The following is a 24,230-nucleotide window of genomic DNA, read 5'->3' as shown; positions in this document are numbered from 1 at the left end:
CGTTCGCGGCCGCCTGCCGGGGCCGATTTCCGTTCCGCCCGGAACCATCGCCCCGCATCGCAGCAATTCCGCTACCATGCGGTTTCCCGCCCATGATGGCCCCACGCATGTCAAGCCCTGCCAAGCCGCTGCCCACCCGCGAACGCCTGTCCGAAGTGCGCTACGAGATCCGTGGCGAACTTGCCCGGCGAGCCCGCGAGCTGGAGGCCCAGGGCCGCAGGCTGATCAAGCTCAACATCGGCAACCCGGGCAACTTCGGCTTCCGCGCGCCCGAGCACCTGCAGCACGCCATCGCCGACGACATGGGCCGCACCGACCCCTATACCCACCAGCAGGGCCTGCCGGTGGCGCGCGAGGCCATCGCCGCGGCATATGCGCGGCGCGGCGCGCCCGATGCCCACGCCGACCGTGTGTTCCTCGGCAATGGCGTGTCCGAACTGATCGACCTGTCGCTGCGCGCGCTGCTCAACCCCGGCGACGAAGTACTGGTGCCCTCGCCCGATTACCCGCTGTGGTCGGCGGCCACCATCCTCAACGACGGCCGCCCGGTGTATTACCGCTGCCGGCCGGAAAACGGCTTCCAGCCCGACCCGGTGGAGATCGAGACGCTGGTGTCCTCGCGGACCCGCGCCATCGTGCTGATCAACCCCAACAATCCCAGCGGCGCCAGCTACCCGCGCGAGCTGCTGGAAAAGATCGTCGCCGTGGCCCGCAGGCACAACCTGCTGCTGCTGGTGGACGAGATCTACGACCAGATCCTCTACGACGGCGCGCAGTTCCAGCCGGTCGCGCCGCTGGCCGGGGACCACCCGTGCCTGACCTTCAGCGGCCTGAGCAAGGTGCACCGCGCCTGCGGCTGGCGCGTGGGCTGGATGCTGCTGTCCGGCGACGCCGCGCGGCTGGGCGAGTTCCGTGCCGCGCTGGACCTGCTCAGCGCGCTGCGGTTGTGCGCCAACGTGCCGGGCCAGTACGCCATCGAGGCGGCGGTCAACGGCCCGGACACCATCTCCGCGCTGTGCGCGCCCGGCGGCCGCCTGTACGAAACCCGGCGCGCGGTGATCGAGGCCTGCGCCGCCAGCGAGCACCTGCAGTTGGTGGCGCCAGCCGGCGCGCTGTATGCGTTCCCGGCGGTGGTCGGCCCCGCCGCGCAGGGGTTCGACGACCACGAATTCGCGCTGGAGCTGATGAACGACGAGGGCGTGCTGGTGGTGCCCGGCTCCAGCTTCAACGTGCCCTACCGCCACCACTTCCGGGTGACCCTGCTGCCCGAGGCCGCGACCATGCGCGAGGTATTCGGCCGCATCGACCGGGTGCTGGCGCGCCGTGCCGAGCGGATCACCAAGGTGGTGCCGCTGAAGACGCGCAGCGCGGTGGCCTGAGGCGCGGCGATGGGCAACAGCGGACCGGCCACGGCCAGCAGCGCGCGCTACCTGGCGCTGGGCGATTCCTACACCATCGGCGAAGGCGTGCCCGCCGCGGGCACCTGGCCGTTCCAGCTGGCCGCGGCGCTGCGCGCGCGTGGCCTGGCACTGGCCGACCCGGAGGTCATCGCCACCACCGGCTGGACCACCGACGAACTGGCCGCCGCCATCGACGCGGCCGCGCCACGTGGCCCGTACGCGCTGGCGAGCCTGCTGATCGGGGTCAACAACCAGTACCGCGGTCGCCCGCTCGCCGAATACCGCCAGCAGTTCGAGCAGTTGCTGCAACGCGCGGTGGCGCTTGCCGCCGAAGACCCGCGGCGGGTACTGGTGCTGTCCATTCCCGATTGGGGGGTGACCCCGTATGCGGCCGCGCACGGCCGCGACGCCGCCGTCATCGCCTGCGAGATCGACGACTTCAACGCCGCCGCACGCGCCTGCTGCGGCGATTACGGCGTGGCGTTCGTCGACATCACCCCGGCCAGCCGCGCGCAGGGTGCCGAGGCGGCGATGCTGGTCGACGACGGGCTGCACCCTTCGGTGGCGATGTACCGGCTGTGGGTGGAACAGGCGCTGCCGGTGGCAGCCGACCTGCTGACCGGCACGACCGCCGCGTGAGCAGGCCGTCCGGGACCGCGGCCATGGCCGCCCAGGATGCCCGGGCCATCGCCCGCGCGTTCGCCCCGCGCCACCCGCTGGGCAACCGCTGGGACTACTGCTACGTGCTGTCCAAGCTGCGCAGCGATCCGCTCTACCCCGGCGTGCTGGAGGCGCTGCGCGGCAGCCACGCGCCGCTGCTGGACATGGGCTGCGGGCTCGGCCTGCTGGCGCATGCGCTGCGCCACGACGGCCAGCCGCAGCGCTACCGCGGGGTGGACAACGATGCCGCCAAGATCCGCCGCGCCGATGCCGTCGCCCGCCGTGCCGGCCTGGCTGCCAGCGGTTTCGAGGTGATGGACCTGGCCACCACCCTGCCCGAGCACCGCGGCAGCGTGGCCATCCTCGACGTCCTCCAGTACCTGCCGGCCGAGGCGCAATCGGCGCTGCTGCGGCGCGCCGCGGCGATGCTCGATGGCGATGGCCGGCTGGTCCTGCGCATGGCCCTGGCCGACGACAGCCGCCGCGGCCGCATCTCGCGCATCGGCGACCGCGCCGCCAACTGGATCGGCTGGATGCAGTTCCGCCCGCGCCACTACCCCGACGCCGCCAGCCTGCGCGCGCTGCTCGAGCAGACCGGCCTGCAGGTCAGCCTGTCGCCGCTGTACGGCAACACGCCCTTCAACAACTGGCTGCTGGTCGCGCGCCGCGCCTGAACCACGGCGGCACCGTTTGCGCGGATAATCGTGGCATTGCCCCGCCCGTCCCGGGCCGGCACCCTGACGAGAGTCCCGTGAGAAGAACCTACCGCCTCGATATCGAAGGCAAGCATCCCGAGCGCCTGCTGGAAGCCAGCAAGCACGACATCCGCAAGTACGTCAGGCGCGAGCGCGGCAAGCCGCTGCCGGCCGGCGCCGATTTCTGGGATTTCGACAGCAAGGCCGGCGTCGATGAGGCCAGCGCGCAGCCGGTGCCGTTTCCCGAGCTGATCCGTGCGGTGGACGCGCTGGTGGCCGCCGGCAACCGCCAGTTCTACGTGGAAGTGCTGCGCAAGCCCGGCAAGCGCACGCCGCGCCCGGCGGCCGCCGCGGACCTGCCGCCGGAAAGCGACTTCGAGGATTGACCGCGCCTGCGCTGCCGGGCCCCGCCCGGCCCCGCGCAGTTCAGCCGGCGGTCTTGTCCGCAGCCGCCGCGGCGCGCAGCCGGTCCTTCCGGCTGGGCCGGCGGCCCTTGATGCCGCCATTGCCATCGCCGGCCGGCACGGCGGCCGGCGCCGCCTCGGCCGGCTCGAAACCCGGCACCACTTCCGGCTCCAGGCGCAGGCCATGGCGCCGGCAGATCACCCGCCAGTGCGCCAGCGCCGCAGCCTCGACCAGGCTCACCGCCAGTCCGCTGGCGCCGGCACGGCCGGTGCGGCCGATGCGGTGCAGGTAATCGGCCGGCGAGCGCGGCAATGCGTAATTCACCACCACCGGCAGGCCGGCGATGTCGATGCCGCGCGCGGCCACGTCGGTCGCCACCAGCACCTGCAGCTGACCCTCCTTGAACGCCTGCAGGGTGCGCACCCGGCGGCCCTGCGACAGGTCGCCATGCAGTGCCTGCGCGGCGATGCCGTGCCCGCGCAGCGCGCCGGCCAGGCGGTCGCCCTCGCGGATGCTGGCGACGAACACCAGCACCTGCCGCCAGCGCGGATCGGCCAGCAGCGCCAGCAGCAGCTCGATGCGGCGCGCGCCATCGACCCGCAACGCGCGCTGTTCGATCCGCGCGGGGGCTTGGGCATCGACCTGCAGGCGCGCGGGCGCGCGCAGGCCGGCGGCCGCCAGTGCCGCGATCGGCTCAGGGAAGGTGGCCGAGAACAACGCCGTCTGCCGCTGCACGGGCAGTTCGGCAAGGATCCGGCGCAGCTCGTCGCCGAAGCCCAGTTCCAGTAGCCGGTCGGCCTCGTCCAGCACCAGCAGTTGCACCTGGCGCAGCGACAGCGCGTTGTGCGCCAGCAGATCGAGCAGGCGCCCGGGGGTGGCCACCACCACGTCGGCGCCCCCGCGCAGCGCCATCATCTGCGGGTTGATCGACACCCCGCCCACCGCGCACACCACCCGCGGCTGCCGCGGCAGTTCGCGGCCCAGCGTCGCGAACACGTCGGCCACCTGCAGCGCCAGTTCGCGCGTGGGCACCAGCACCAGTTGCCGCAGCACCCGCGGCCTGCGCGGCGGTGCCAGGAACAACTGCTGCAGGGCCGGCAGCACATAGGCGGCGGTCTTGCCCGAGCCGGTCGGGGCCAGCGCCAGCACGTCCTGGCCCTTCAGCAGCACCGGCAGCGCCTGCTGCTGGATCGGCGTGGGCGCGGCGTAGCCCGCCTGCTTCAGCGCGCGCGCCAGTGCGGGCAACACGTAGGGAGACAGGCCGAGTCGGGAAAAGGGCATGCGGGGGGTCCAGGCGCCGCCGGCAGGGCGGGCGGCGAGTCTACGGGGTTTCCGGCAGCCGCGCGGGCAACCCGCGCATCTGCAGCTGTTGCAGCACCGATTCGACGATGGCGGCATTGTGGCCATGCGCGGCGCCTTCGTGCAGCAGCACGATCGCGCCCGGCGCCAGGTCGCGGACGATGCGCGCCACCACCGTCTGCGGCTGGCAGTGGACGCCGTCGAAGCCGCGCGCGCTCCAGCCCACCCGCGCCAGCCCGTGCCGGCGCAGCGCCGCGGCGACGAACGGGTTGGTCATGCCCACCACCGAGCGGTACCAGCGCGGCGGCGTCCCGGCGATCGCCGTCAACACCTGCTGGCAATGCCCGATCTCGCTGGCCATGCGCCGCGGCCCCAGGCGCCAGAACCAGGCCTGCGGATGCGAATGGCTGTGGTTGCCCAGCCCGTGGCCGCGGCGCAGCACCTCGCGCACCAGTTCCGGGCGTGCCGCCGCGCGCTCGCCGACCATGAAAAAGGTGGCGCGGGCGTCGTAGCGGTCGAGCAGGTCGAGGATCGCCAGGGTGTCGTCGGACGGACCGTCGTCGATGGTCAACCACACCGCCGGGCCGGGCAGCCGCGACAGCACCGGCGCGTAGAAGCGGCTGTTGGGCAGGAACACCGGCACCACGAACAGCGCGTGGCTGGCCAGCAGCAGCGGCAGGCCGGTGGTCCAGCCCAGCGCGGCCCAGGCCAGCGCCACCAGCGCCTGCGACAGCAGCAGCCAGCCGACCCAGCGCCAGGGATGGCTGGGCGTGCGATGCAGGGTTCCCGTGGCGGTCATGTCCCATGATGCCATGCGGCGTAGAATCGCCCTTGTCACAGACCAACTTCACGAGTTCACGATGTCCCTGGATCCCGCCCTGCGCGAACGCATCGAATCCCTCCTCGGCGCCAACCGCGTCGTCCTGTTCATGAAGGGCCAGCCGGCCATGCCGCAGTGCGGCTTCTCGGCCAAGGCCGTCGGCGTGCTGCAGGACCTGGGTGTCGATTTCGCCCACGTCAACGTGTTGGCCGACGCGGAGATCCGCGAGGGCATCAAGGCCTACGGCGACTGGCCGACCATCCCGCAGCTGTACGTGGACGGCGAACTGGTCGGCGGCAGCGACATCATGCTGCAGATGGCCAACAGCGGCGAACTCAGCGCCCTGCTCGGGGTGGCGCCGCCGGACCGCACCCCGCCGTCGATCACCATCACCCCGGCCGCGGTGGAAATGCTCAAGGGCGCGCTGGCCGACGCCCCGGGCGCCGCGCTGCAGCTGAGCATCGACGCGCGCTTCCAGCCGAATTTCCAGCTGGCCCCGCTCGACGCCAACGCCATCGCCGCCGAATCCAACGGCCTGCGCGTGCAGTTCGACGCGGCCAGCGCGCGCCGCGCCAACGGCATCACCATCGACTGGGTGGACGACATCCGCGGCCAGGGCCTGGCCATCGACAACCCCAACGCGCCCAGGCCGGTGCAGGAACTGGACGTGCGCGGCGCCGACGACCAGCTGCGCGCCGGCAGCCTGACCCTGGTGGACGTGCGCCCGGCCGACGAGCGCGCCATCGCCGCCATCAACGCCCCGTTCGAGACCTTCGACGGCGACAACCGTGCCCGCCTGGAGGCGCTGCCCAAGGACACCGCGCTGGCGTTCCTGTGCCACCGCGGCGGACGCAGCGCGCAGGCGGCCGAGCAGTTCCGCGCGCTGGGCTTCACCCGCGTCTACAACGTCACCGGCGGCATCGACGCCTGGGCGCAGGACGTGGACAACAGCGTGCCGCGCTACTGACCGCGCAGCAGCGACCATGCAGGCAGGCAGACACCGGCGCAAGCCGGTGTCTGCGTTTCCGGTGGCCGCAACCGAGCCGGTGGCAACGCCTGCGGGAGCGAGGTCAGTCGCGAGGGGCCATGCGCAGGGAGCATTCGCAGCAACGCCGCGTTCGCGACTGGAGGGGCACCCGCGACGACAGCACCCGCCGCGCCGCCGTCAGCCGGCGAAACCGCCCTCGGCCAGGAAGTGCAGTTCCTCCGGCGTCGGAATCCGGCCCAGTACCGCGTTGCGGTGCGGGAACCGGCCGAAGCGGCGGATGATGTCGCGGTGCAGCTCGGCGAAGCGCAGGTACTCCAGGTCGCCGAGCACCTCGAACATCGCCACCGAGCGCTCCTGGTCCTGCGGGTCTTCCGAGTGTTCGAACGGCAGATAGATGAAGGCGCGCAGCTGCGGCGTCAGTTCGCGGTCCAGCCCTTCCTCGATGGTGCGCATGGCGTAGTGCCGCGCCAGTCCGTCGGTGGCGAAGGAATGGGCAGTGCCGCGGAAACAGTTGCGCGGGAACTGGTCGAGCAGGATCTGCAGCGCCAGCGCGCCGTCGGCGCTGTGCAGCCACTCCTCGCAGCCGCGGCGCGCGGCCAGGTAATGCAGGTCCAGGAAGCGCCGGCGGAACTCCTCGTCGAAGGCATCGTCGCGCGCGAACCACCGCCGCGGCCCCGCCGAACGCCAGAAATCCACCACTGTCTGTACTGCTTCCATCACTCCAGTCCCTGATCGTTCGGCCGCCCGCGGGGCGACGCTGGCCCGCGACGGTGCAGCTTAAGCGGCCGGCACCGCTCTGGATACCACCACGGCCGCGCGCCGGATCGCGCCTGCAACCCCGCCAGTCCATGCACTTGGCAAATCCCGGGGCCACGGCTAGCGTGCGGGCACCTTCCACGCCGCCTATGGAGAACCCATGCGACACCGACTGCTGGCCGGGCTCGGCCTGGCGCTGGCCTGCGCGCACCCCGCGCCTGCCGACGCCACCTCGCGCTTCGTGCAGGACCCCTACCCCAGCACCTATAGGCCGCTGCCCTCCGCGCCGGTGCTGATCAGCCACGCCACCGTGCTCGACGGCACCGGGCGGCGCCTGGACGACGCCGACGTGCTGCTGGCCGACGGCCGCGTGGTCGCGGTCGGCAACGCGCTGCAGGCACCGGCCGACGCGGTGCGCGTGGACGGCCGCGGCAAGTGGGTCACGCCGGGGATCATCGACGTGCATTCGCACCTGGGCGTGTATCCCAGCCCCGGCGTGCAGGCGCATGGCGATGGCAACGAGATGACCGCGCCGGTGACCGCCAACGTCTGGGCCGAACATTCGGTGTGGCCGCAGGACCCGGGCTTCGCCGCGGCGCTGGCCGGCGGCGTGACCGCGATGCAGGTACTGCCCGGCTCGGCCAACCTGGTCGGCGGCCGCGGGGTGACGTTGAAGAACCTGCCGGCCACCACCTACCAGGCGATGAAGTTCCCCGACGCGCCGTGGGGCCTGAAGATGGCCTGTGGCGAGAACCCCAAGCGCGTGTATGGCGGCAAGGGCACCGCGCCGGCCACGCGCATGGGCAACGTCGCCGGCTACCGCGCCGCCTTCATCGACGCCAGCGAGTACATCGCCAAGAACACCGCCGCGCCGGTCAAGCGCAAGCGTCGCTTCGGCCGCGACGACAACGGCGACAGTGCCGGCGACAGCGGCGGCAAGCGCGACCTCAAGCTGGACACCCTGGCCGGCGCCATCCAGGGCGACATCCGCGTGCACATCCACTGCTACCGCGCCGATGAGATGGCGACCATGCTCGACCTGGCCAGGGAATTCGGCTTCAAGGTGGCCGCGTTCCACCACGGCGTGGAAGCCTACAAACTCGCCGACCGGCTCGCCGCCGAAGGCGTGTGCGGCGCGCTGTGGGCCGACTGGTGGGGCTTCAAGATGGAAGCCTTCGACGGCATCCAGGAGAACATCGCGCTGGTCGACCGCCCGGCCAACAGCTGCGCCATCGTGCACTCGGATTCGCCGGAGGGGATCCAGCGCCTGAACCAGGAAGCGGCCAAGGTCATCGCCAGCGCACGCCGCGCCGGCATGGGCGAGATCGCGCCGGAACATGCCATCCGCTGGCTTACCGCCAACGCCGCGCGCGCACTCGGCATCGAACAGCGCACCGGCACCCTGGAGCCGGGCAAGATGGCCGACGTGGTGGTCTGGAACGGCAACCCCTTCAGTTCCTACGCGCTGGCCGAAAAGGTCTATGTCGACGGCTTCCAGGCCTACGACCGCGGCAACCGCGCGCAGCAGCCACTGAGTGATTTCATGCTCGGCCAGGAGGTGCAGCCATGAGCGCGTCCCTCGTGTTCCTGCGCCGCCTGGCGCTGTTGGCCGCGGCCGTGCCGGGCATCGCCTGCGCCCAGGACGTGCTGGTCCGCAATGCCACCGTGCACACCGCCACCGCGCGCGGCACGCTCAATGCCAGCGACGTGCTGGTGCAGGGCGGGGTGATCCGTGCCATCGGCCCGGGGCTGGCCGCGCCGGCCGGGGTGGAGGTGGTCGATGCCGGCGGCCGCCCGCTGACCCCGGCGCTGTTCGGCGGCATCACCGACATCGGCGTGGAGGAGATCTCCGGCGAGGCCGCGACCGTGGACAGCGCGGTCAAGCTGGAGGACCAGCCGCAGCGCCCCGAGTTCGACGTCACCCTGGCCTACAACCCGGACTCGGTGCTGGTGCCGGTGGCGCGGGTGGAAGGCATCGGCTTCACCGCGCTGGGCGCCAACAGCGGCGGCGGCTTCATCGCCGGCCAGGGCGGGGTGATGCGCCTGGACGGCAGCGCCGACCCCATCGGCCCGCGCATGCTGTTCGTGCGCCTGGGCGCGGCCGGCGCGGAACTGTCCGGCAGCTCGCGTGCCGCGCAGTGGATGCTGCTCGACCAGATGGTGGCCGAAGCGCGCGGTCGCGTCGCCGCCGATTCGCCGCATGCACTGCTGACCCCCGCCGGGCGCGCGGTGCTGGCGCGCTACCTCGGCGGCAACGGGCGCATCGTGGTGCGCGTGGACCGCGCCGCGGACATCCGCCAGCTGCTGCGCTGGGCCGGGCGCGAGCAGGTGCGCGTGGCCATCGCCGGCGGCGCCGAGGCCTGGCGGCTGGCGCCGCAGCTGGCCGCGGCCGGGGTGCCGGTGTTTGTCGACGCGCTGGCCAACCTGCCGGCCAGCTTCGACCAGATCGGCGCCACCCTGGAGAACGCCGCACGGCTGCACGCGGCCGGCGTGCCGGTGGCCTTCAGCCAGGACGGCGACGCCTCGCACAACGCGCGCAAGATCCGCCAGCTGGCCGGCAACGCGGTGGCCCACGGCCTGCCCTGGGAGGCGGCGCTGGCCGGGCTGACCCGGGTCCCGGCGCAGGCGTTCGGGGTGGCCGACCGCATCGGCAGCATCGCGGTGGGCCAGCAGGCCGACCTGGTGCTGTGGGAAGGCGACCCGCTGGACGTGGGCCACTATGCCGAGCGCATGTGGCTGGGCGGGCGCGCGGTGCCGATGCGCTCGCGCCAGACCGAACTGCGCGACCGCTACCTGCGCGGCAGCACCACCCCGCCGGCCTACCGCCGCTGAGGTCCCCGCATCCGGCGCCGCTGGCAGGGTGGCACCTGCCGCGGCGCCGGTTTTGGGTTAGTGTGACCGCAGCCACACAACGCCCCGGGGGGACTCGAGCATGCGCATCGGAATCGTCGTGGATTCGGCCTGCGACCTGCCGGCCGACTTCATCCGCGAACACAAGCTGGTCCTGCTGCCGATCACCGTGCGCATCGGCGAAGCGGTGCTGGCCGACCACCGCGAGGAAGACGCCACCCTCAACTTCCTCGATACCCACGTCGCCGAACGCGGCGCCGAGGCCGAGACCATCCCGTTCAGCGTCAACCAGATCCGCGACCTGTTCCTGCAGCACCTGGTGATCGACTACGACCACGTGTTCTGCCTGACCATCACCAAGACCCGCAGCCCGATCCACGACAACGCGCTGCAGGCCAGTTTCGCCATCCTCAACGAGTACCGGCCGATCCGCCAGGCCGCCGGGCACAACTCGCCGTTCGCCCTGCGCGTGCTCGACACCCAGAACCTGTTCGCCGCGCAGGCGGTGACCGCGGTGGAGGCGGTACGGCTGCGCGATGCCGGCGCCGGCGTGGCGCAGATGCGCGAGCGGCTGGAAGAACTGGCCGGCAACGTGCACGGTTACATGGTCACCCGCGACCTGTACTACATGCGTGCCCGCGCCCGCCACAAGGGCGACCGCAGCGTCGGTCTGCTCACCGCCGCGCTGGGCAGCGCGCTGGACATCAAGCCGGTGCTGCACGGCTACCGCGGCGAGACCGCGCCGGTGGCCAAGATCAAGGGCTTCGACAACGCGGTGCAGCGGCTGTTCGGCTTCGTCGGCCAGCGCGTGGCTGCGGGCCTGCTGACCCCGGTGGTGTGCGTCAGCTACGGCGGCCCGCTCGACGAACTGCGCGCCCTGACCGGCTATGCCACCCTGCGCGACACCTGCCTGGCGCACGGCGTGACCCTGCTCGAAACGGTGATGAGCCTGACCGGCATGGTCAACGTCGGCAAGGGCGCGGTGACGGTTGGCTTTGCCGACCAGCCGCACGCGTTCGAGAGCTGATCGGCGCCGGCGTGTACGCCGGCACCACGCCCGTTGCGCCACACTGGCCCCCACCCAAGGAGACCCCGCATGCCCGTGCACTATTCGATTTCGTTGCCCGATCCCGCCGCCGCGCGCGGCAGCGACCCGCGCCTGTCGTTCACCGCCAACGGTGCCGACACGTTCGCCGAGCAGTTGCAGGATGCCCTGCGCACGCCGGCGCTGTTCGAGCGCTGGCGCGCCACCCAGGAGGATCCCGACGACGTCGACCCGGGCTGGGGCGTGACCGATCCCGAGGCGACGGTCAGCGGCAGGCAATCGGACCTGCGCATCGACCTGGTCGCCATCACCCGCATTCCCGGCGACGTGCTCAAGCAGCGCCTGCGCTGGCTGGCGGGCAGCCACTGGGAACTGCGCGACGTACGCTGAGTGGCCACCCCGGTCCTGCTTTCCTGGAGCGGCGGCAAGGATGCCGCCTGGGCGCTGCACGCCCTGCGCCAGCGCCCGGACATCGAAGTCGTCGCCCTGCTGAGCACCCTCACCGAGGGCTACGAGCGCGCGTCGATGCAGGGCATACGCGAGGAAGTGCTGCGGCAGCAGGCGCACGCCGCCGGCCTGCCGCTGCTGCGCGCCTGGATCGCGCAGGACTGCGACAATGCCGGCTACCTGCAGCGCATGGGCCAGGCGCTTGAAGCCGCCCGCCTGCGCTGGCCGGCACTGCGTACCCTGGCCTTCGGCGACCTGCTGCTGGAGGACATCCGCCACTGGCGCCAGCAGCAGTACGCCGCGCTGGACTGGGACTGCCTGTTCCCGCTGTTCGGGCGCGATACCGCCACCCTGGCGCGGCAGATGATCGACGGCGGCCTGCGCGCGCAGTTGTGCTGCGTGGATACCCGGGTACTGGACGCCGCCTTCGCCGGCCGTGCCTTCGACCACGCCCTGCTCGACGCGCTGCCGGCCACCATCGATGCCTGTGGCGAGAACGGCGAGTTCCACACCTGCGTCAGCGCCGGCCCGATGTTCGCCGCGCCGCTGCAGTTGCGGCAGGGCGATACCGTGCTGCGCGATGCGCGCTACGCCTACACCGACTTCGTGGTGGACGAGACAGCACCGTGATCGCGGCCATCACGGCCACCGCGGCGCCGCGGCACCTCCGCGGCGCCTGACCCGGCCGCATCCCGCCAGGCCGACAGGAACGTCGGCGCAGACACGCACGGAGCGGCCGGCGGCGGACGCACAGGCGCGCGGTCCTCGCCCCGCAGCTGGCAGCGCTGCCGGACGAACGAACCGGCCGCGCCGGTACCCGGGGCCCACGCACGCGCCCACAGGGCACGGGCGGCGCAACGGTCGCGCATCACCGGCCAACCGCTCCCGCAGGCCCGGCCGCTCTGCGGCAACGTCGTCCGCAGGCACCGCGCAGGAGTACGTGGCCGCTGGTCGCGCTGGCGGCCGTCACATGCGTCCCGCACCTGCTCCGGCAGCTGTTGCCGCGACTGCCTGCGGCCACTGCAACCTCGTCCACGGCTCCGCCTGCGACGGCGACGGCGACGGTGGGCAGGCGGGGGCCGCGGCCACAATCATGGCCGGCCCGGAGGCCGCGGATCAGGCGCCGCAGCGGACCGCCGCGGCCACACCGACGCCCCGCTCCCGCGGCCGCTCAGGCCAGCGCGCGGGCGTGATGGGCGATGTGCTCGCCGATGAAGCTGGCGATGAAGTAGTAGCTGTGGTCGTAACCGGGCTGCATCCGCAGCTGCAGCGGATGGCTGGCGGCCGCGCAGGCATCGGCCAGCAGCTGCGGGCGCAGCTGCGGCTCGAGGAACTCGTCGGCGTCGCCCTGGTCCACCAGCAGCGGCAGCCGCTCCGCGGCCCCGGCCACCAGTGCGGTGGCGTCGTACTGCCGCCACGCATCGCGGTCCTGGCCGAGATAGGCGGCAAACGCCTTCTCGCCCCACGGCACCTGCGACGGCGCCACGATCGGCGCGAACGCCGACACGCTGCGGTAGCGCCCCGGGTTGCGCAGCGCGATCACCAGCGCACCGTGCCCGCCCATCGAATGGCCGCTGATCGCGCGCGCGTCGCTGGCCGGGAACTGCGCCTGGACCAGCGCCGGCAGCTCGCTGACGACGTAGTCGTACATGCGGTAGTGCGGCGCCCACGGCGGCTGCGTGGCATTGAGGTAGAACCCCGCGCCCTTGCCCAGGTCGTAGCCTTCGGCATCGGCGACGTCGTCGCCGCGCGGGCTGGTGTCGGGCGCCACCAGGATGATGCCGTGCTCGGCGGCGTAGCGCTGCGCGCCGGCCTTGGTGATGAAGTTCTGCTCGGTGCAGGTCAGCCCGGACAGCCAGTACAGCACCGGCAGCCGGGCCCCGTCCTGCGCCTGCGGCGGCAGGTAGACGCCCAGCGTCATGTCGCAGCCCAGCACCTCGGAGCGGTGCCGGTATACGTCCTGCCAGCCGCCGAAGCAGGCGCGGTGTTCGATTCGTTGCATGGTTCTCTCCAGTCGCGCGGAGGCATGGCCGGGGCGTGCCCCGGCCGCCCGTCAGAAGTGGACGACGCTGCGGATCGACTTGCCTTCGTGCATCAGGTCGAAGGCGTCGTTGATCTGCTCCAGGCCCATGGTGTGGGTGACGAACGGCGCCAGTTCGATATCGCCCTTCATCGCGTCTTCGACCATGCCCGGCAGCTGGCTGCGGCCCTTCACGCCGCCGAAGGCGGTACCCATCCACTTGCGCCCGGTGACCAGCTGGAACGGACGGGTGGAGATCTCCTGGCCGGCGCCGGCCACGCCGATGATCACGCTCTGGCCCCAGCCGCGGTGCGCGCACTCCAGCGCCGCGCGCATCACGTTGACGTTGCCGATGCACTCGAAGCTGTGGTCCACGCCCCAGCCGGTCATCTCCACGATCACCTGCTGGATCGGCTTGTCGTGCTCCTTCGGGTTGACGCAGTCGGTGGCGCCGAACTGCCGGGCCAGGGCGAACTTGGAGGGATTGGTGTCGATGGCGATGATGCGCCCGGCCCTGGCCTGGCGCGCGCCCTGGATCACCGCAAGGCCGATGCCGCCCAGGCCGAACACGGCCACGCTGTCGCCTTCGGCCACCTTGGCGGTGTTGTGCACGGCACCGATGCCGGTGGTGACGCCGCAGCCCAGCAGGCACACGTGCTCCGGGTTGGCCTGCGGGTTGACCTTGGCCAGCGACACCTCGGCCACCACGGTGTACTCGGAGAAGGTCGAGCAGCCCATGTAGTGATGGATCGGCTGGCCGTTGTACGAGAAGCGGCTGGTGCCGTCGGGCATCACGCCCTTGCCCTGGGTGGCGCGCACGGCGGTGCACAGGTTGGTCTTGCCGCTCTTGCAGAACAGGCACTGCCCGCACTCGGCGGTGTACAGCGGGATGACGTGGTCGCCCGGCTTCACCGAGGTCACGCCCTCGCCGACCTCGACCACGATGCCCGCGCCTTCATGGCCGAGCACGCACGGGAACAGGCCTTCGGGATCATCGCCTGACAGGGTGAACGCGTCGGTGTGGCAGACGCCGGTGTGGGTGATCCGGACCAGCACCTCGCCCGCCTTCGGCGGGGCGACGTCGATCTCGACGATCTGCAGCGGCTGGCCGGGGCCGAAAGCGACGGCGGCACGTGACTTCATGGTTTTCTCCTGTAGCGGTTGTTCGGGTTCGGCGGTTGCAGTGGGCTGCCGGGGGGCGATGCGGCGCATCCATGCCCGGCCGCCATGCGGTCGGTGCGCAGCTGCGCAGGCAGCGCCGTCGTCGCCGGCGCTGCCCCTACTTGAGGTAGGAACGGATCAGGCCGGACATCTCGGCCACGCGCGCGGCGCGTTGCGCGTCCGACTGCGCCGGCTGGCCGAATTCCTCGCGCAGGTGCGCTTCCATCACTTCGGACATCAGCCCGTTGACGGCACCGCGGATGGCCGCGATCTGCTGCAGCACCGGCCCGCAGTCGGCCCCGGCCTGCAGCGCGCGCTCCAGCGCATCGCATTGCCCGCGGATCCGCCGCACCCGCGCCAGGACCTTTTTCTTTTCCTCGGGTGAATGCGGCACGCGCGGGCTCCTATCCTGTACTGGGGGACAGTATATTGAACGAAGGCCCGGCTGTCAGCGCTGCTGCGCACGCGTGCGGGCCGGCCTGGCCCGGGGCTGACCTGCGGAGCGGGTCCAGCGGGACGCCACGGAGCGGGACCCATGCCGTTCCTGGCACCCGGAGGGCACGGACGCGGACGGCAGGCGCCAGCGCGCAAACACATGGGGGGCAGCCGCAGCGATGGGCGGCGCATCCGGCCATCGCTGCGGCCGCCGGACGCGCGGGTCCGCAGTGCCCGATCCACGCCAGGCCGCGCGCCGGTGCCGGCGTGAACGAGCGGCCCACGCGCTCCCTCCGCGTCTCCGGGGACGCAACGCCCGGGCACCCCGGGGGCGGCAATGCTCCGTGGAATTCCGCGCCTGCGATGACACCTGCAGGGCGGGGTCTGATGGCCCCCGGCCGACGGGCCCTGCGCGCGCATGGACCGCGGACGGCGGCCGTTCTCAGGGCCGGTCCCGACCCTGCCGGGGAGCGGGTAATTCAAATTGCGATAGGGGTCACATATGATCCCGCCCACCTGCAAATCGGGTGATGCCATCGGGCCACTTTTCCCGGTTAGAAAGTAAGCCGGTCGCGTTCCCAGACAAGCGCACTCAAAACCACTGACGGATACCACGCTGATGCCTCTCAATGGCAGCAACACCCCGATTCGCGTCCCCCGTATCCACCCACTGCGTTGCGCCGTACTGGCCGCCGCGCTGGCGTGCGTCCTCAGCCCCTGCGCATGGACGCAGGATGCCGCGCCCACCACGGCGCCTGCCACCGTGCATATCGCCCGCATCGCGGTCGAAGGCGTCGGCGAACATCCGGACAGCGGCATCAGCCGCACGGCGATCGATGCGGTCGCCAACCAGGCCCTGCGCGACATCAGCCCCACGCTGCCGGCAGCGCTGACCTTCGAGCAGATCAAACAGATCACCGCGCGCATCACCCAGGCCTACCGCGAGGCCGGCTTCCTGGTTTCGGTGGCCTACGTGCCGCCGCAGCAGATCGACGACAGCCAGACACTGACGCTGAAGGTGATGGAAGGCCGGGTCGGGCGGGTGCTGGTGCAGGGCAGCCGGCGCTATCGCGACGACCAGCTCGGCGCCAGCAGCCTGGGCCTGATCGGCCGCCCGCTGCGCCAGGCGGAGCTGGAACGCGCCCTTCTCTACGCACGCGACCTGCCCGGGGTGTCGGTCACCTCGGTGCTGCAGCCGGGCCAGAACGAAGGCGAGACCGACATCATCCTGGTCGCCCGCGACAGTGAACGCCCCTATGAAATCACCGCCGGCCTGAGCAACCACGGCACCGACAGCACCGGCCAGTACCGCGCCGAGCTGGGCGTGAGCGCGTTCAATGCACTGGGCCTGGGCGACGTGCTCGCCGCAAGCGTCGGCTACGGGCTGGACCCGGCCAACAGCTGGCAGGCGGCGCTGTCCCTGAGCGCTCCGCTGGCAACGGTCGATGGGCTGAGCGCCATTGTCGGCGCCAGCCGCAGCGAGATCGAGCTCAACTCCGGGCCGTTCGCCGCCATCGGCATCAAGGGCCCGACCACGCTCTTCTACGCGGGCAGCGACTGGAAGTTCATCCAGCGCCCGGACCTGCAGGTCCAGGCGTCGGCGCGCTGGGTCCATGAGGAATCCAGGCTCGAGGGCCTGGACATCGAACTCTCGCGCCACACCTTCGACGTGGTCGAGGCCGGAGTGAGCCTGCGCCACACCGACCGCCGCTGGCGTGGCATGAACCTGGCGCAGCTGTCGGTGCGCAAATCCGTCAAGGATGGTTCCCCGGCCTTCAATTGGCTGTATGCCGCGCACGACTCCTACTTCTGGGTGAGCCGGCTGGCGCTGGCGCGCCTGCAGGCCCTGCCCGGCAACCAGCGCCTGCTGCTGCGCGGCAACGCCCAGTTCAGCGATGACGCGCTGACCCCGGTGGAGCAGTTCAGCATCGGCGGACCGACCAGCGTGCGCGCCTATCCGCTGTCCACCGCACTGGGTGACCGTGGCGTGCAGGCGACCTTCGAATACCAGGTCAGCGCGCCGGGCTTTGCCGACACGCCCTCGCCGTTCAATGGCCGTCGCTGGGGCGACCTGGTCGAGCTGAACCTGTTCTACGACTGGGGCCGCACCTCGCCGGCACCCGACAACCGCCGCATCGGTTTCCAGCCCACGACGCTGGAAGGCGCCGGTGTCGCGATCGGCCTGCGGCTGCCCTGGAAGCCGGAACTGCGGCTGGAGGTGAGCGGCGCCCGGCCTACGGGCAGCTACCGCGCCGCCGATGGACACAGCACCCAGTACTGGGCACGCATCAGCACCACTTTCTAAGGACACCGGCCATGAATCGCATCTACCGTCTCGTGTTCAACCGCGCCCTGGGCCAGGTCCAGGTGGCCTCCGAACTGGGTGCCTCTCCCGGCGCGACGAGCGGCGCCACGCGCCGCCTGCCGGCCGGCCCGCGGCTGACGCCACTGGCGCTGGGCCTGCTGGTGTCCATCAGCAGCCAGGGGTTGATGGCGCAATCGCTGCCGACCGGCGGCAACATCGTGTCCGGCAGCGGCCAGATCGGCGCGCCCGGCGGCAACCAGCTGGTCATCAACCAGGCCAGCGACAAACTGGCGATCAACTGGCAGAGCTTCAACATCGGTGCCGGGCAGAAGGTCACCTTCAACCAGCCCGGCGCGAACGCGATCGCGCTCAACCGCGTACTCGGCGTCGACGGCTCCCTGATCATGGGCCAGCTGGACGCCAATGGCCGGGTCTTCCTGGTCAATCCCAACGGCGTACTGTTCGGCGCCAGCGCCCAGGTGAACGTCGGGGGCCTGGTCGCCTCCACCCTGGGCATCAGCGACGCCGACTTCGCCGCCGGCAACTACCGCTTCAAGGGCGACGGCCGCAATGCGGCGGTGATCAACCACGGCTCGCTCAACACCGGCGCAGGCGGCGCCATTGCCCTGCTCGGTGGCAGGGTCAGCAACCACGGCGTGATCGTCGCCAACCAAGGCAGCGTGACGCTGGCCGCCGGCGATGCCATGACCCTGGACTTCGCCGGCAACGGCCTGCTCAACCTGCGGGTCGATGAGGCCATGGTCGATGCCCTGGTGGAGAACCACCAGCTGATCAAGGCCGATGGCGGCCAGGTGCTGCTCACCGCCCACGCCGGCGATGCCCTGCTCAAGACCGTGGTCAACAATACCGGGGTGATCGAAGCCCGCACCGTGGGCGAGAAGGACGGCAGGATCCTGCTGATGGGCGACTTCGATGGCGGCGTGGTGAACGTCGCCGGCACCCTCGATGCCAGCGCCCCGGACGGCGGCGATGGCGGCTTCATCGAGACCAGCGGCGCCCACGTGAAGATCGCCGACGACGTCAGGATCACCACCCTGGCGCCCAACGGCAAGACCGGCGAGTGGCTGATCGACCCGTACAACGTGACCATTTCCAACGGCACAAGCTCCGGCATGGGCGGTTTCAACGGCAACGCCAACGACAGCGTGCTCAATGTCACCACCCTCAGCAACGCCCTGGCCAGCACCGGGGTGACGGTGACCACCGGCGTCGGCGGCAGCCAGGCCGGCAACATCACCGTGGACGCGCCCATCAGCTGGAGCGCCAACACCGTGCTGGCGCTCAACGCCGCCGGCAGCATCATCATCAACAAGGACATCACCGCCACCGGCAACAACGCCGGGCTGTCGCTGTCCTACAGCGGCAGCTACAGCCTGAACAAGGGCGCCCGCGTGACCCTGTCCGGCAGCAATGCCAGCCTCAGCCTGGCGGGCACCGGCTACGTCCTGATCCATGACATCGGTGCGTTGCAGAACATCACCAGCACCGGCTTCTACGCCCTGGGCAACGACATCGACGCCAGCGCCACCGCCAGCTGGAACGGCGGTGCCGGCTTCAACCCGCTGGACGGGGCGAGCACCAACTTCGCCGGCCTTGGCCACAGCATCGACAAGCTGACCATCAACCGCGGGCTGGAGAACGACGTCGGGCTGTTCCGCACCGTGAGCGGCAACGTCCGTGACCTGACCCTGTCCAATGCCCGCATCACCGGCCAGATGAACGTCGGCGGCATCGCCGCCACCCTCGGCGGCACCCTCAGCAACGTTCACATGACCGGCAGCGTGTCCGGCTCCAGCGCCTTCGTCGGCGGCCTGGCCGGCACGGTCAACAACGGCATCATCCGCTACTCGTCCTCTGCCGCCGACGTGACCGGCCTGACCGTGGTGGGTGGGCTGGCGGGCAGCGTGCAGAGCATTGCCATGGCCGACTCCTATGCCACCGGCTCGGTCACCGCCACGGTCAGCAACACCAGCGCGTTTGCGGGCGGGCTGCTGGGCGAGGTGATCTCCAGCGCGACGCTGACCAACACCTACGCCAGCGGCAAGGTCACCGGCTACACCACCACCGGCGGCCTGATCGGCGGCGGCTTCCTGCCGACCATCATCGTCAACAACAGCTACTGGGACATCAACAGCACCGGCCAGTCCAGCTCGCTGGGCGGCGGCACCGGGCTGTCCAGCGGAGTGCGCAACCAGTCGACCTACACCGGCTTCGACTTCACCAACATGTGGGTGATGTTCGAAGGCGATACCCGGCCGATGCTGCGCAACGAATACTCCACGACCATCTTCACCCCCCACGCCCTGCAACTGATGGGGCTGGACCTTAATGCCAATTACCGGCTGGGCACCGACCTGAGCCTGGCCAGCGCCATGGCCGCCAGTGGCGGCTACTACGGCGAGGTGTGGGGCGCGTCGGGCTTCCGCCCGGTCGGCAGCAACGCACAGCAGTTCACCGGCAGCTTCAACGGACAGGGCCACAGCATCAGCGGCCTGGTCATCAACCGCGCGGCCACCGACTATGTCGGCCTGTTCGGCTACACCTCCGGCGCGACCCTGGCCAACGTCAGGCTGGTGGGCGGCAACGTCACCGGCAGAGACAACGTCGGTGCCCTGGTCGGCTACATGCAGGGCGGCACCCTCGGCAACGCGTCGGCCAGCACCACGGTCAGCGGCACCAGCACCAGCGAAGCCAACACCGGCGGGCTGGTGGGCACCAACGACAGCGGCGCCATCGCCGATGCCTCCGCCACCGGCAATGTCACCGGGGCCGGCTACCAGGTCGGTGGCCTGGTCGGCTTCAACGTCAACGGCGGCAGCATCACCCGCTCCCATGCCACCGGCAACGTCACCGGCACCAACACGACCGCCAACCTCGGCTATGTCGGTGGCCTGGTGGGCGCCAACGGCTACAGCGGCGATGGCGGTTCCATCAGCCAGTCCTACGCCACCGGCACGGTGCGGGCGTCGTCGGGGCCGGTCGGCGGCTTCGTCGGCCACAACGAAGGCAGCATCACCGACTCCTACGCCACCGGCGCGGTGATCGGCCAGGGCTCTGCGAGCAACATCGGCGGCTTCGCCGGGGTCAATTTCATCAACGGCACCATCAGCAACAGCTACTCCACGGGCTACGTCGCGGGCGGCAGCCAGACAGGCGGGTTCGTCGGCTACAACAACGGCACCAATGGCGCCATCAGCAACGCCTACTGGAACACCCAGACCAGTGGCCAGCCGCTGGCCGCAGCCGGTGGCCTGGTAAACGGGATCACCGGGCGTACCACCGCCCAGCTCCAGGGGGGCTTGCCGGCCGGTTTCTCCTCGTCCATCTGGGGCACCGGCGCCAACCTCTACCCGTATTTCAGCTGGCGCTACGGCACCACGCCCATCGCTATCAGCGGCAAGGCCTTCGGCAATGCCGGTGCCGCCGCCCTGGCGGGCGCGACGCTGACCGCCGTGTCCGGCGGCGTGGCCATCGGCAGCGCCAGCAGCGGGGCGGACGGCTACTACTACATCCTCGGCGATGCCAGCAGCCTGGACGCCAATGGCGCCATCGCCTACCTGGACGGCAACCTCGACACCGGTGCCGGCTTCGGCGACGTGATCGGCACCAACGGCATCCAGGGGCTGGACGTCTACAGCGCCGCCATGCGTCTGTTCACCGGCCAGGGCAGCCTCTCGGCGACCCGCAGCCGCTACCTGGCCGCGCGCGGCAGCCATGCCGACAGCGACCTCGCCTTCCTCTCGTACGGCGACTTCGCGAACCTCACCAGCAGCGGCTACGGCCTCTACCTGGCGGCCAGCGCGGCCAGCTACAGCCTGGACACCAACCTCGGTTCCGGCGGCCTGCTCAGCCTCGACAGCGGCGGCACCTTCAGCATCAGCGGCACCCGCCAGCTGTCGGCAGGCGGCAACCTCAACGTTGCCGACCGCCTGGCCTGGGGCGACAACGCCGGCCTGACCCTCAGCACCAGCAACGGCGGCAACGTCGTGCTGGGCGATGGCATCGATGCGGCCAACGGCAGCCTGGCCCTGTCCGCTGCCGGCACCGTAACCAGCAACGGGGGCGTCAACCTCGGTGTGCTGGATTTCACCGGCGGCACCTGGCGCCAGCTGGCGGCCAGCCTGCCCGGCTTCAGCGTCACCGACTTCCGCCTCGGCCCCGGCGCCACCTTCGTGCGCGCGCTGGGCGGCGATGGCAGCACCGCCACGCCGTACCGCATCACCGATGTCTACGGCCTGCAGGGCCTGGCGTCGACCAGCCTGGCGGGCAGCCGCTTCGTCCTGGCCAACGACATCAACGCCTCCAGCAGCGCGCTGTGGAACAGCGGCACCGGCTTCCTCTCCATCGGCAGCCTGGCCACCCCCTTCAGCGGCCGGCTCGACGGACAGGGGCATCGCATCAGCGGCCTGGTCATCAACCGTCCGGGCAGTACCTACAGCGGCCTGTTCGGCTACAACGCCGGCTACGTCGGCAACCTCAACCTGGTGGGCGGCAGCGTGGCCGGCGGCAGCTACAGCGGCGCCGTGGTGGGCTACAACGCCGCCGGCGGGGTTATCGAGCGGGTCAGCAGCGACACCACCGTCACCGGCACGGGCAACGTCGGCGCCCTGGTCGGCAGCAACGCCGGAACCCTCAGCGAGTCGCTGGCCACGGGCAGCGCCGGCGGCGGCCTCAATGGGGGCGGCCTGGCCGGCAGCAACGCCAGCACCGGCACCATCCGCGACAGCTACGCCACCGGCAGCGCCCAGGGCAGCGCCACCGCGGGCGGCCTGGTCGGGTTCAACGACGGCAGCCTGCTGCGTGTCTATGCCACCGGCACGGCCAGCTCCAGCGTCGGCGCGGTCGGCGGGCTGGTGGGCAGCAATGTCGGCACCGCCACCGGCAGCTTCTGGAACACCACCACCAGCGGCCTGGCCCAGGGCGCCGGAGCCGGCAACGGCAGCGGCATCTCCGGATTGACCAGCGCCCAGCTCACCAGCCTGGCGCCCTTCGTGGCGGCCGGCTGGAGCATCGACGACGCCGGTGGCACCGGCGCCACCTGGCGCATGTATGAGGGCCACAGCGCGCCGCTGCTGCGCAGCTTCATGACCACGCTCAGCGTCAACGTCGGCAACGCCAGCAAGACCTACGACGGCAGCGCCACCAGCAGCACCGGCGCCCTGGTGTTCCCCATCGGCTACGACCCGGCCCTGGTTTCCGGCAGCGCCCTCTACACCGCCAACAGCGCCAACGCCGGCACCTACACCGGCGCCAACCTGCGTGCCAGCGGGCTCTATTCCAGCCAGTTCGGCTATGACATCGAGCTGGTCGCCGGCACCCTGACCATCGGCAAGGCCGGCCTGACCATCGCCGCCAACAACGGCAGCAAGACCTACGGCCAGGCGGGCGGTGTCAATGGCTTCAGCGCCAGCGGCCTGGTCAACGGCGACACCGTGTCCTCGGTCCAGCTGGACTCGGCCGGCACCGCGGCCACCGCCAACGTCGGCAACTACACCATCACCGCCAGCAATGCCGCGGGCAATGGCCTGTCCAACTACGACATCACCTACGTCAACGGCACCCTGAGCATCGGCAAGGCCGGGCTGACCATCACCGCCAACAACGGCAACAAGACCTACGGCCAGGCAGGCGGTACCAACGGCTTCACCGCCAGCGGCCTGGTCAACGGCGACACCGTGTCTTCGGTCCAGCTGGCCTCGGCCGGCACCGCGGCCACCGCCAACGTCGGCAACTACACCATCACCGCGAACAATGCCGACGGCAGCGGCCTGTCCAACTACGACATCCGCTACGTCAACGGCACCCTGACCATCGGCAAGGCCGGGCTGACCATCACCGCCAACAACGGCAGCAAGGCCTATGGCCAGGCGGGCGGGATCAACGGCTTCACCGCCAGCGGCCTGGTCAATGGCGACACGGTGTCCTCGGTCGAGCTGGCCTCGGCCGGCACCGCGACCACCGCCAGCGTCGGCAACTACATCATCACCGCCAGCAACGCCGACGGCAGCGGCCTGTCCAACTACGACATCACCTATGTCAACGGCACCCTGACCATCGGCAAGGCCGGGCTGACCATCACCGCCAACAACGGCAGCAAGACCTATGGCCAGACCGGCGGCATCAACGGCTTCACCGTCAGTGGCCTGGCCGACGGCGACACGGTGTCCTCGGTCCAGCTGGCCTCGGCCGGCAGCGTGGCCACCGCCAACGTCGGTGACTACACCATCACCGCGAGCAATGCCGATGGCAGCGGCCTGTCCAACTACGACATCACCTACGTCAACGGCACCCTGAGCATCGGCAAGGCCGGCCTGATCATCACCGCCAACAACGCCAGCAAGACCATTGGCCAGCACTCACCGCTCAACGGCTACACGGCGCAGGGCCTGGTCAACGACGACACCATCGACGCGGTCAGGCTGTTCAGCGACGGCAGTGGCGTGAGCGCGCAGCCCGGCAGCTACGCCATCGTCGCCAGCGATGCGCAGGGGGCACGGCTGGGCAACTACGACATCACCTACCGCGAAGGAACGCTGGAGGTAAAGGGCCTGTCCGTCGCGCAGAACCTGCAGGTGGGCCGTGAAGTGGCCGCCAGCGTGCGCACGCCCGCAACCCGCCCGCCCACCGCTTCGTCCGCCGCCGGCTTGTACCGCCTGGCCGATGCGGCCATCGCCCCGGCCAGCGACGCCTGCACGTCCCTGGAGGAGGTGCGCTGTCCCATCCGCCAGCCGGAATGACGGCGGGCCGGTGAAGGGGAAAGGCGCGTCTGTCGACGCGCCTTTTTTCTTTGTCCCGGGCAGTGCCGCTGCCGTTCCCCGGCGGCTTGCGCGGCGATCCCGCCCGCCGCCATGGCGATGCCGGCCGCAGCGTCCGACGACGCGGCGCCAGCGGCCATGGCATCCACCGGAGCGGCACATGACAAC

General features: G+C 71.1%; 18 protein-coding genes. 12 read left to right on the top strand and 6 right to left on the bottom strand.

Going from position 1 to position 24,230, the window contains the following annotated elements; translation table 11 throughout:
* The first annotated feature begins 107 nt into the window (after nucleotides 1-107).
* The 4 genes from ACJ7VY_RS03120 (at nucleotide 108) to ACJ7VY_RS03105 (ending at nucleotide 3,141) form a co-directional block, all read left to right on the top strand.
* The gene (locus tag ACJ7VY_RS03120) at nucleotides 108-1,379 is read left to right on the top strand and encodes a pyridoxal phosphate-dependent aminotransferase (RefSeq protein ID WP_161613239.1); all 1,272 of its coding nucleotides are present in this window, start codon (nucleotides 108-110) and stop codon (nucleotides 1,377-1,379) included.
* A 9-nt stretch (nucleotides 1,380-1,388) separates the two neighbouring features.
* A complete protein-coding gene (locus ACJ7VY_RS03115; RefSeq protein ID WP_409476347.1) occupies nucleotides 1,389-2,039 on the top strand; it encodes an SGNH/GDSL hydrolase family protein in 651 nt (216 codons plus the stop codon).
* A gap of 23 nt (nucleotides 2,040-2,062) precedes the next feature.
* Nucleotides 2,063-2,734: a methyltransferase domain-containing protein gene (locus ACJ7VY_RS03110; protein WP_409476346.1), complete on the top strand. Its 672-nt coding sequence runs from the start codon at nucleotides 2,063-2,065 to the stop codon at nucleotides 2,732-2,734.
* 77 nt (nucleotides 2,735-2,811) lie between these two features.
* Nucleotides 2,812-3,141, top strand: coding sequence for a DUF6172 family protein (locus tag ACJ7VY_RS03105; protein WP_104938074.1), 330 nt, complete (start codon nucleotides 2,812-2,814; stop codon nucleotides 3,139-3,141).
* Nucleotides 3,142-3,181: 40 nt separating this feature from the next.
* Here the strand turns inward: ACJ7VY_RS03105 and ACJ7VY_RS03100 are convergent, their stop codons facing one another.
* Together ACJ7VY_RS03100 and ACJ7VY_RS03095 are read right to left on the bottom strand one after the other, a co-directional pair.
* The gene (locus ACJ7VY_RS03100; protein WP_409476345.1) at nucleotides 3,182-4,441 is read right to left on the bottom strand and encodes a DEAD/DEAH box helicase; all 1,260 of its coding nucleotides are present in this window, start codon (nucleotides 4,439-4,441) and stop codon (nucleotides 3,182-3,184) included.
* Between the two features lie 40 nt (nucleotides 4,442-4,481).
* Nucleotides 4,482-5,273, bottom strand: coding sequence for a polysaccharide deacetylase family protein (locus tag ACJ7VY_RS03095; protein ID WP_202626277.1), 792 nt, complete (start codon nucleotides 5,271-5,273; stop codon nucleotides 4,482-4,484).
* A gap of 46 nt (nucleotides 5,274-5,319) precedes the next feature.
* Here ACJ7VY_RS03095 and grxD point away from each other — a divergent pair, with 46 nt between their 5' ends.
* Nucleotides 5,320-6,246: a Grx4 family monothiol glutaredoxin gene (gene grxD / locus ACJ7VY_RS03090; protein WP_293760810.1), complete on the top strand. Its 927-nt coding sequence runs from the start codon at nucleotides 5,320-5,322 to the stop codon at nucleotides 6,244-6,246.
* Between the two features lie 198 nt (nucleotides 6,247-6,444).
* Here the strand turns inward: grxD and ACJ7VY_RS03085 are convergent, their stop codons facing one another.
* The gene (locus tag ACJ7VY_RS03085) at nucleotides 6,445-6,984 is read right to left on the bottom strand and encodes a DUF924 family protein (protein WP_056931999.1); all 540 of its coding nucleotides are present in this window, start codon (nucleotides 6,982-6,984) and stop codon (nucleotides 6,445-6,447) included.
* 199 nt (nucleotides 6,985-7,183) lie between these two features.
* Between ACJ7VY_RS03085 and ACJ7VY_RS03080 the strand changes: the two genes are divergently transcribed.
* The 5 genes from ACJ7VY_RS03080 (at nucleotide 7,184) to ACJ7VY_RS03060 (ending at nucleotide 11,995) form a co-directional block, all read left to right on the top strand.
* A complete protein-coding gene (locus ACJ7VY_RS03080; protein WP_321989968.1) occupies nucleotides 7,184-8,593 on the top strand; it encodes an amidohydrolase in 1,410 nt (469 codons plus the stop codon).
* The gene (locus ACJ7VY_RS03075; protein ID WP_409476344.1) at nucleotides 8,590-9,855 is read left to right on the top strand and encodes an amidohydrolase family protein; all 1,266 of its coding nucleotides are present in this window, start codon (nucleotides 8,590-8,592) and stop codon (nucleotides 9,853-9,855) included. Before ACJ7VY_RS03080 ends, ACJ7VY_RS03075 begins: the two co-directional genes overlap by 4 nt.
* Nucleotides 9,856-9,955: 100 nt before the next feature.
* On the top strand, nucleotides 9,956-10,900 hold the full coding sequence (locus tag ACJ7VY_RS03070) for a DegV family protein (protein ID WP_321989966.1): 945 nt from the start codon (nucleotides 9,956-9,958) through the stop codon (nucleotides 10,898-10,900).
* 69 nt (nucleotides 10,901-10,969) lie between these two features.
* Complete coding sequence (locus tag ACJ7VY_RS03065) at nucleotides 10,970-11,308, top strand: hypothetical protein (protein WP_313228880.1); 339 nt, start codon at nucleotides 10,970-10,972, stop codon at nucleotides 11,306-11,308.
* Nucleotides 11,309-11,995, top strand: coding sequence for an ATP-binding protein (locus ACJ7VY_RS03060; protein WP_409476343.1), 687 nt, complete (start codon nucleotides 11,309-11,311; stop codon nucleotides 11,993-11,995).
* 541 nt (nucleotides 11,996-12,536) lie between these two features.
* On the opposite strand, the gene fghA is transcribed toward ACJ7VY_RS03060, so the two are convergent.
* From fghA to ACJ7VY_RS03045, 3 genes are all read right to left on the bottom strand, one after another.
* A complete protein-coding gene (gene fghA / locus ACJ7VY_RS03055; RefSeq protein ID WP_409476342.1) occupies nucleotides 12,537-13,367 on the bottom strand; it encodes an S-formylglutathione hydrolase in 831 nt (276 codons plus the stop codon).
* Between the two features lie 51 nt (nucleotides 13,368-13,418).
* Entirely contained in the window at nucleotides 13,419-14,528 is a 1,110-nt protein-coding gene (locus tag ACJ7VY_RS03050) for an S-(hydroxymethyl)glutathione dehydrogenase/class III alcohol dehydrogenase (RefSeq protein ID WP_161613229.1), read from the bottom strand.
* Between the two features lie 136 nt (nucleotides 14,529-14,664).
* The gene (locus tag ACJ7VY_RS03045; RefSeq protein WP_104938063.1) at nucleotides 14,665-14,940 is read right to left on the bottom strand and encodes a metal/formaldehyde-sensitive transcriptional repressor; all 276 of its coding nucleotides are present in this window, start codon (nucleotides 14,938-14,940) and stop codon (nucleotides 14,665-14,667) included.
* Between the two features lie 804 nt (nucleotides 14,941-15,744).
* Here ACJ7VY_RS03045 and ACJ7VY_RS03040 point away from each other — a divergent pair.
* Nucleotides 15,745-17,286, top strand: coding sequence for a ShlB/FhaC/HecB family hemolysin secretion/activation protein (locus tag ACJ7VY_RS03040; protein WP_313249264.1), 1,542 nt, complete (start codon nucleotides 15,745-15,747; stop codon nucleotides 17,284-17,286).
* 11 nt (nucleotides 17,287-17,297) lie between these two features.
* The gene (locus ACJ7VY_RS03035) at nucleotides 17,298-24,044 is read left to right on the top strand and encodes an MBG domain-containing protein (protein WP_409476341.1); all 6,747 of its coding nucleotides are present in this window, start codon (nucleotides 17,298-17,300) and stop codon (nucleotides 24,042-24,044) included.
* Nucleotides 24,045-24,230: the final 186 nt, after the last annotated feature.

The sequence above is a fragment of the Stenotrophomonas sp. Y-13 genome, assembly GCF_046267925.1.
Lineage (GTDB): Bacteria > Pseudomonadota > Gammaproteobacteria > Xanthomonadales > Xanthomonadaceae > Stenotrophomonas > Stenotrophomonas acidaminiphila_A.
This window is presented reverse-complemented; position numbering and strand designations above follow the sequence as displayed.

Excerpts from the sequence above, each read along its gene's own strand:
- ACJ7VY_RS03070 (WP_321989966.1), top strand. The coding sequence starts at position 9,956 with ATGCGCATCGGAATCGTCGTGGATTCGGCCTGCGACCTGCCGGCCGAC.
- fghA (WP_409476342.1), bottom strand. The coding sequence starts at position 13,367 with ATGCAACGAATCGAACACCGCGCCTGCTTCGGCGGCTGGCAGGACGTA.
- ACJ7VY_RS03120 (WP_161613239.1), top strand. The coding sequence starts at position 108 with ATGTCAAGCCCTGCCAAGCCGCTGCCCACCCGCGAACGCCTGTCCGAA.
- ACJ7VY_RS03065 (WP_313228880.1), top strand. The coding sequence starts at position 10,970 with ATGCCCGTGCACTATTCGATTTCGTTGCCCGATCCCGCCGCCGCGCGC.
- ACJ7VY_RS03080 (WP_321989968.1), top strand. The coding sequence starts at position 7,184 with ATGCGACACCGACTGCTGGCCGGGCTCGGCCTGGCGCTGGCCTGCGCG.
- ACJ7VY_RS03100 (WP_409476345.1), bottom strand. The coding sequence starts at position 4,441 with ATGCCCTTTTCCCGACTCGGCCTGTCTCCCTACGTGTTGCCCGCACTG.
- ACJ7VY_RS03050 (WP_161613229.1), bottom strand. The coding sequence starts at position 14,528 with ATGAAGTCACGTGCCGCCGTCGCTTTCGGCCCCGGCCAGCCGCTGCAG.
- ACJ7VY_RS03075 (WP_409476344.1), top strand. The coding sequence starts at position 8,590 with ATGAGCGCGTCCCTCGTGTTCCTGCGCCGCCTGGCGCTGTTGGCCGCG.
- ACJ7VY_RS03095 (WP_202626277.1), bottom strand. The coding sequence starts at position 5,273 with ATGGCATCATGGGACATGACCGCCACGGGAACCCTGCATCGCACGCCC.
- grxD (WP_293760810.1), top strand. The coding sequence starts at position 5,320 with ATGTCCCTGGATCCCGCCCTGCGCGAACGCATCGAATCCCTCCTCGGC.
- ACJ7VY_RS03085 (WP_056931999.1), bottom strand. The coding sequence starts at position 6,984 with ATGGAAGCAGTACAGACAGTGGTGGATTTCTGGCGTTCGGCGGGGCCG.
- ACJ7VY_RS03035 (WP_409476341.1), top strand. The coding sequence starts at position 17,298 with ATGAATCGCATCTACCGTCTCGTGTTCAACCGCGCCCTGGGCCAGGTC.
- ACJ7VY_RS03115 (WP_409476347.1), top strand. The coding sequence starts at position 1,389 with ATGGGCAACAGCGGACCGGCCACGGCCAGCAGCGCGCGCTACCTGGCG.
- ACJ7VY_RS03110 (WP_409476346.1), top strand. The coding sequence starts at position 2,063 with ATGGCCGCCCAGGATGCCCGGGCCATCGCCCGCGCGTTCGCCCCGCGC.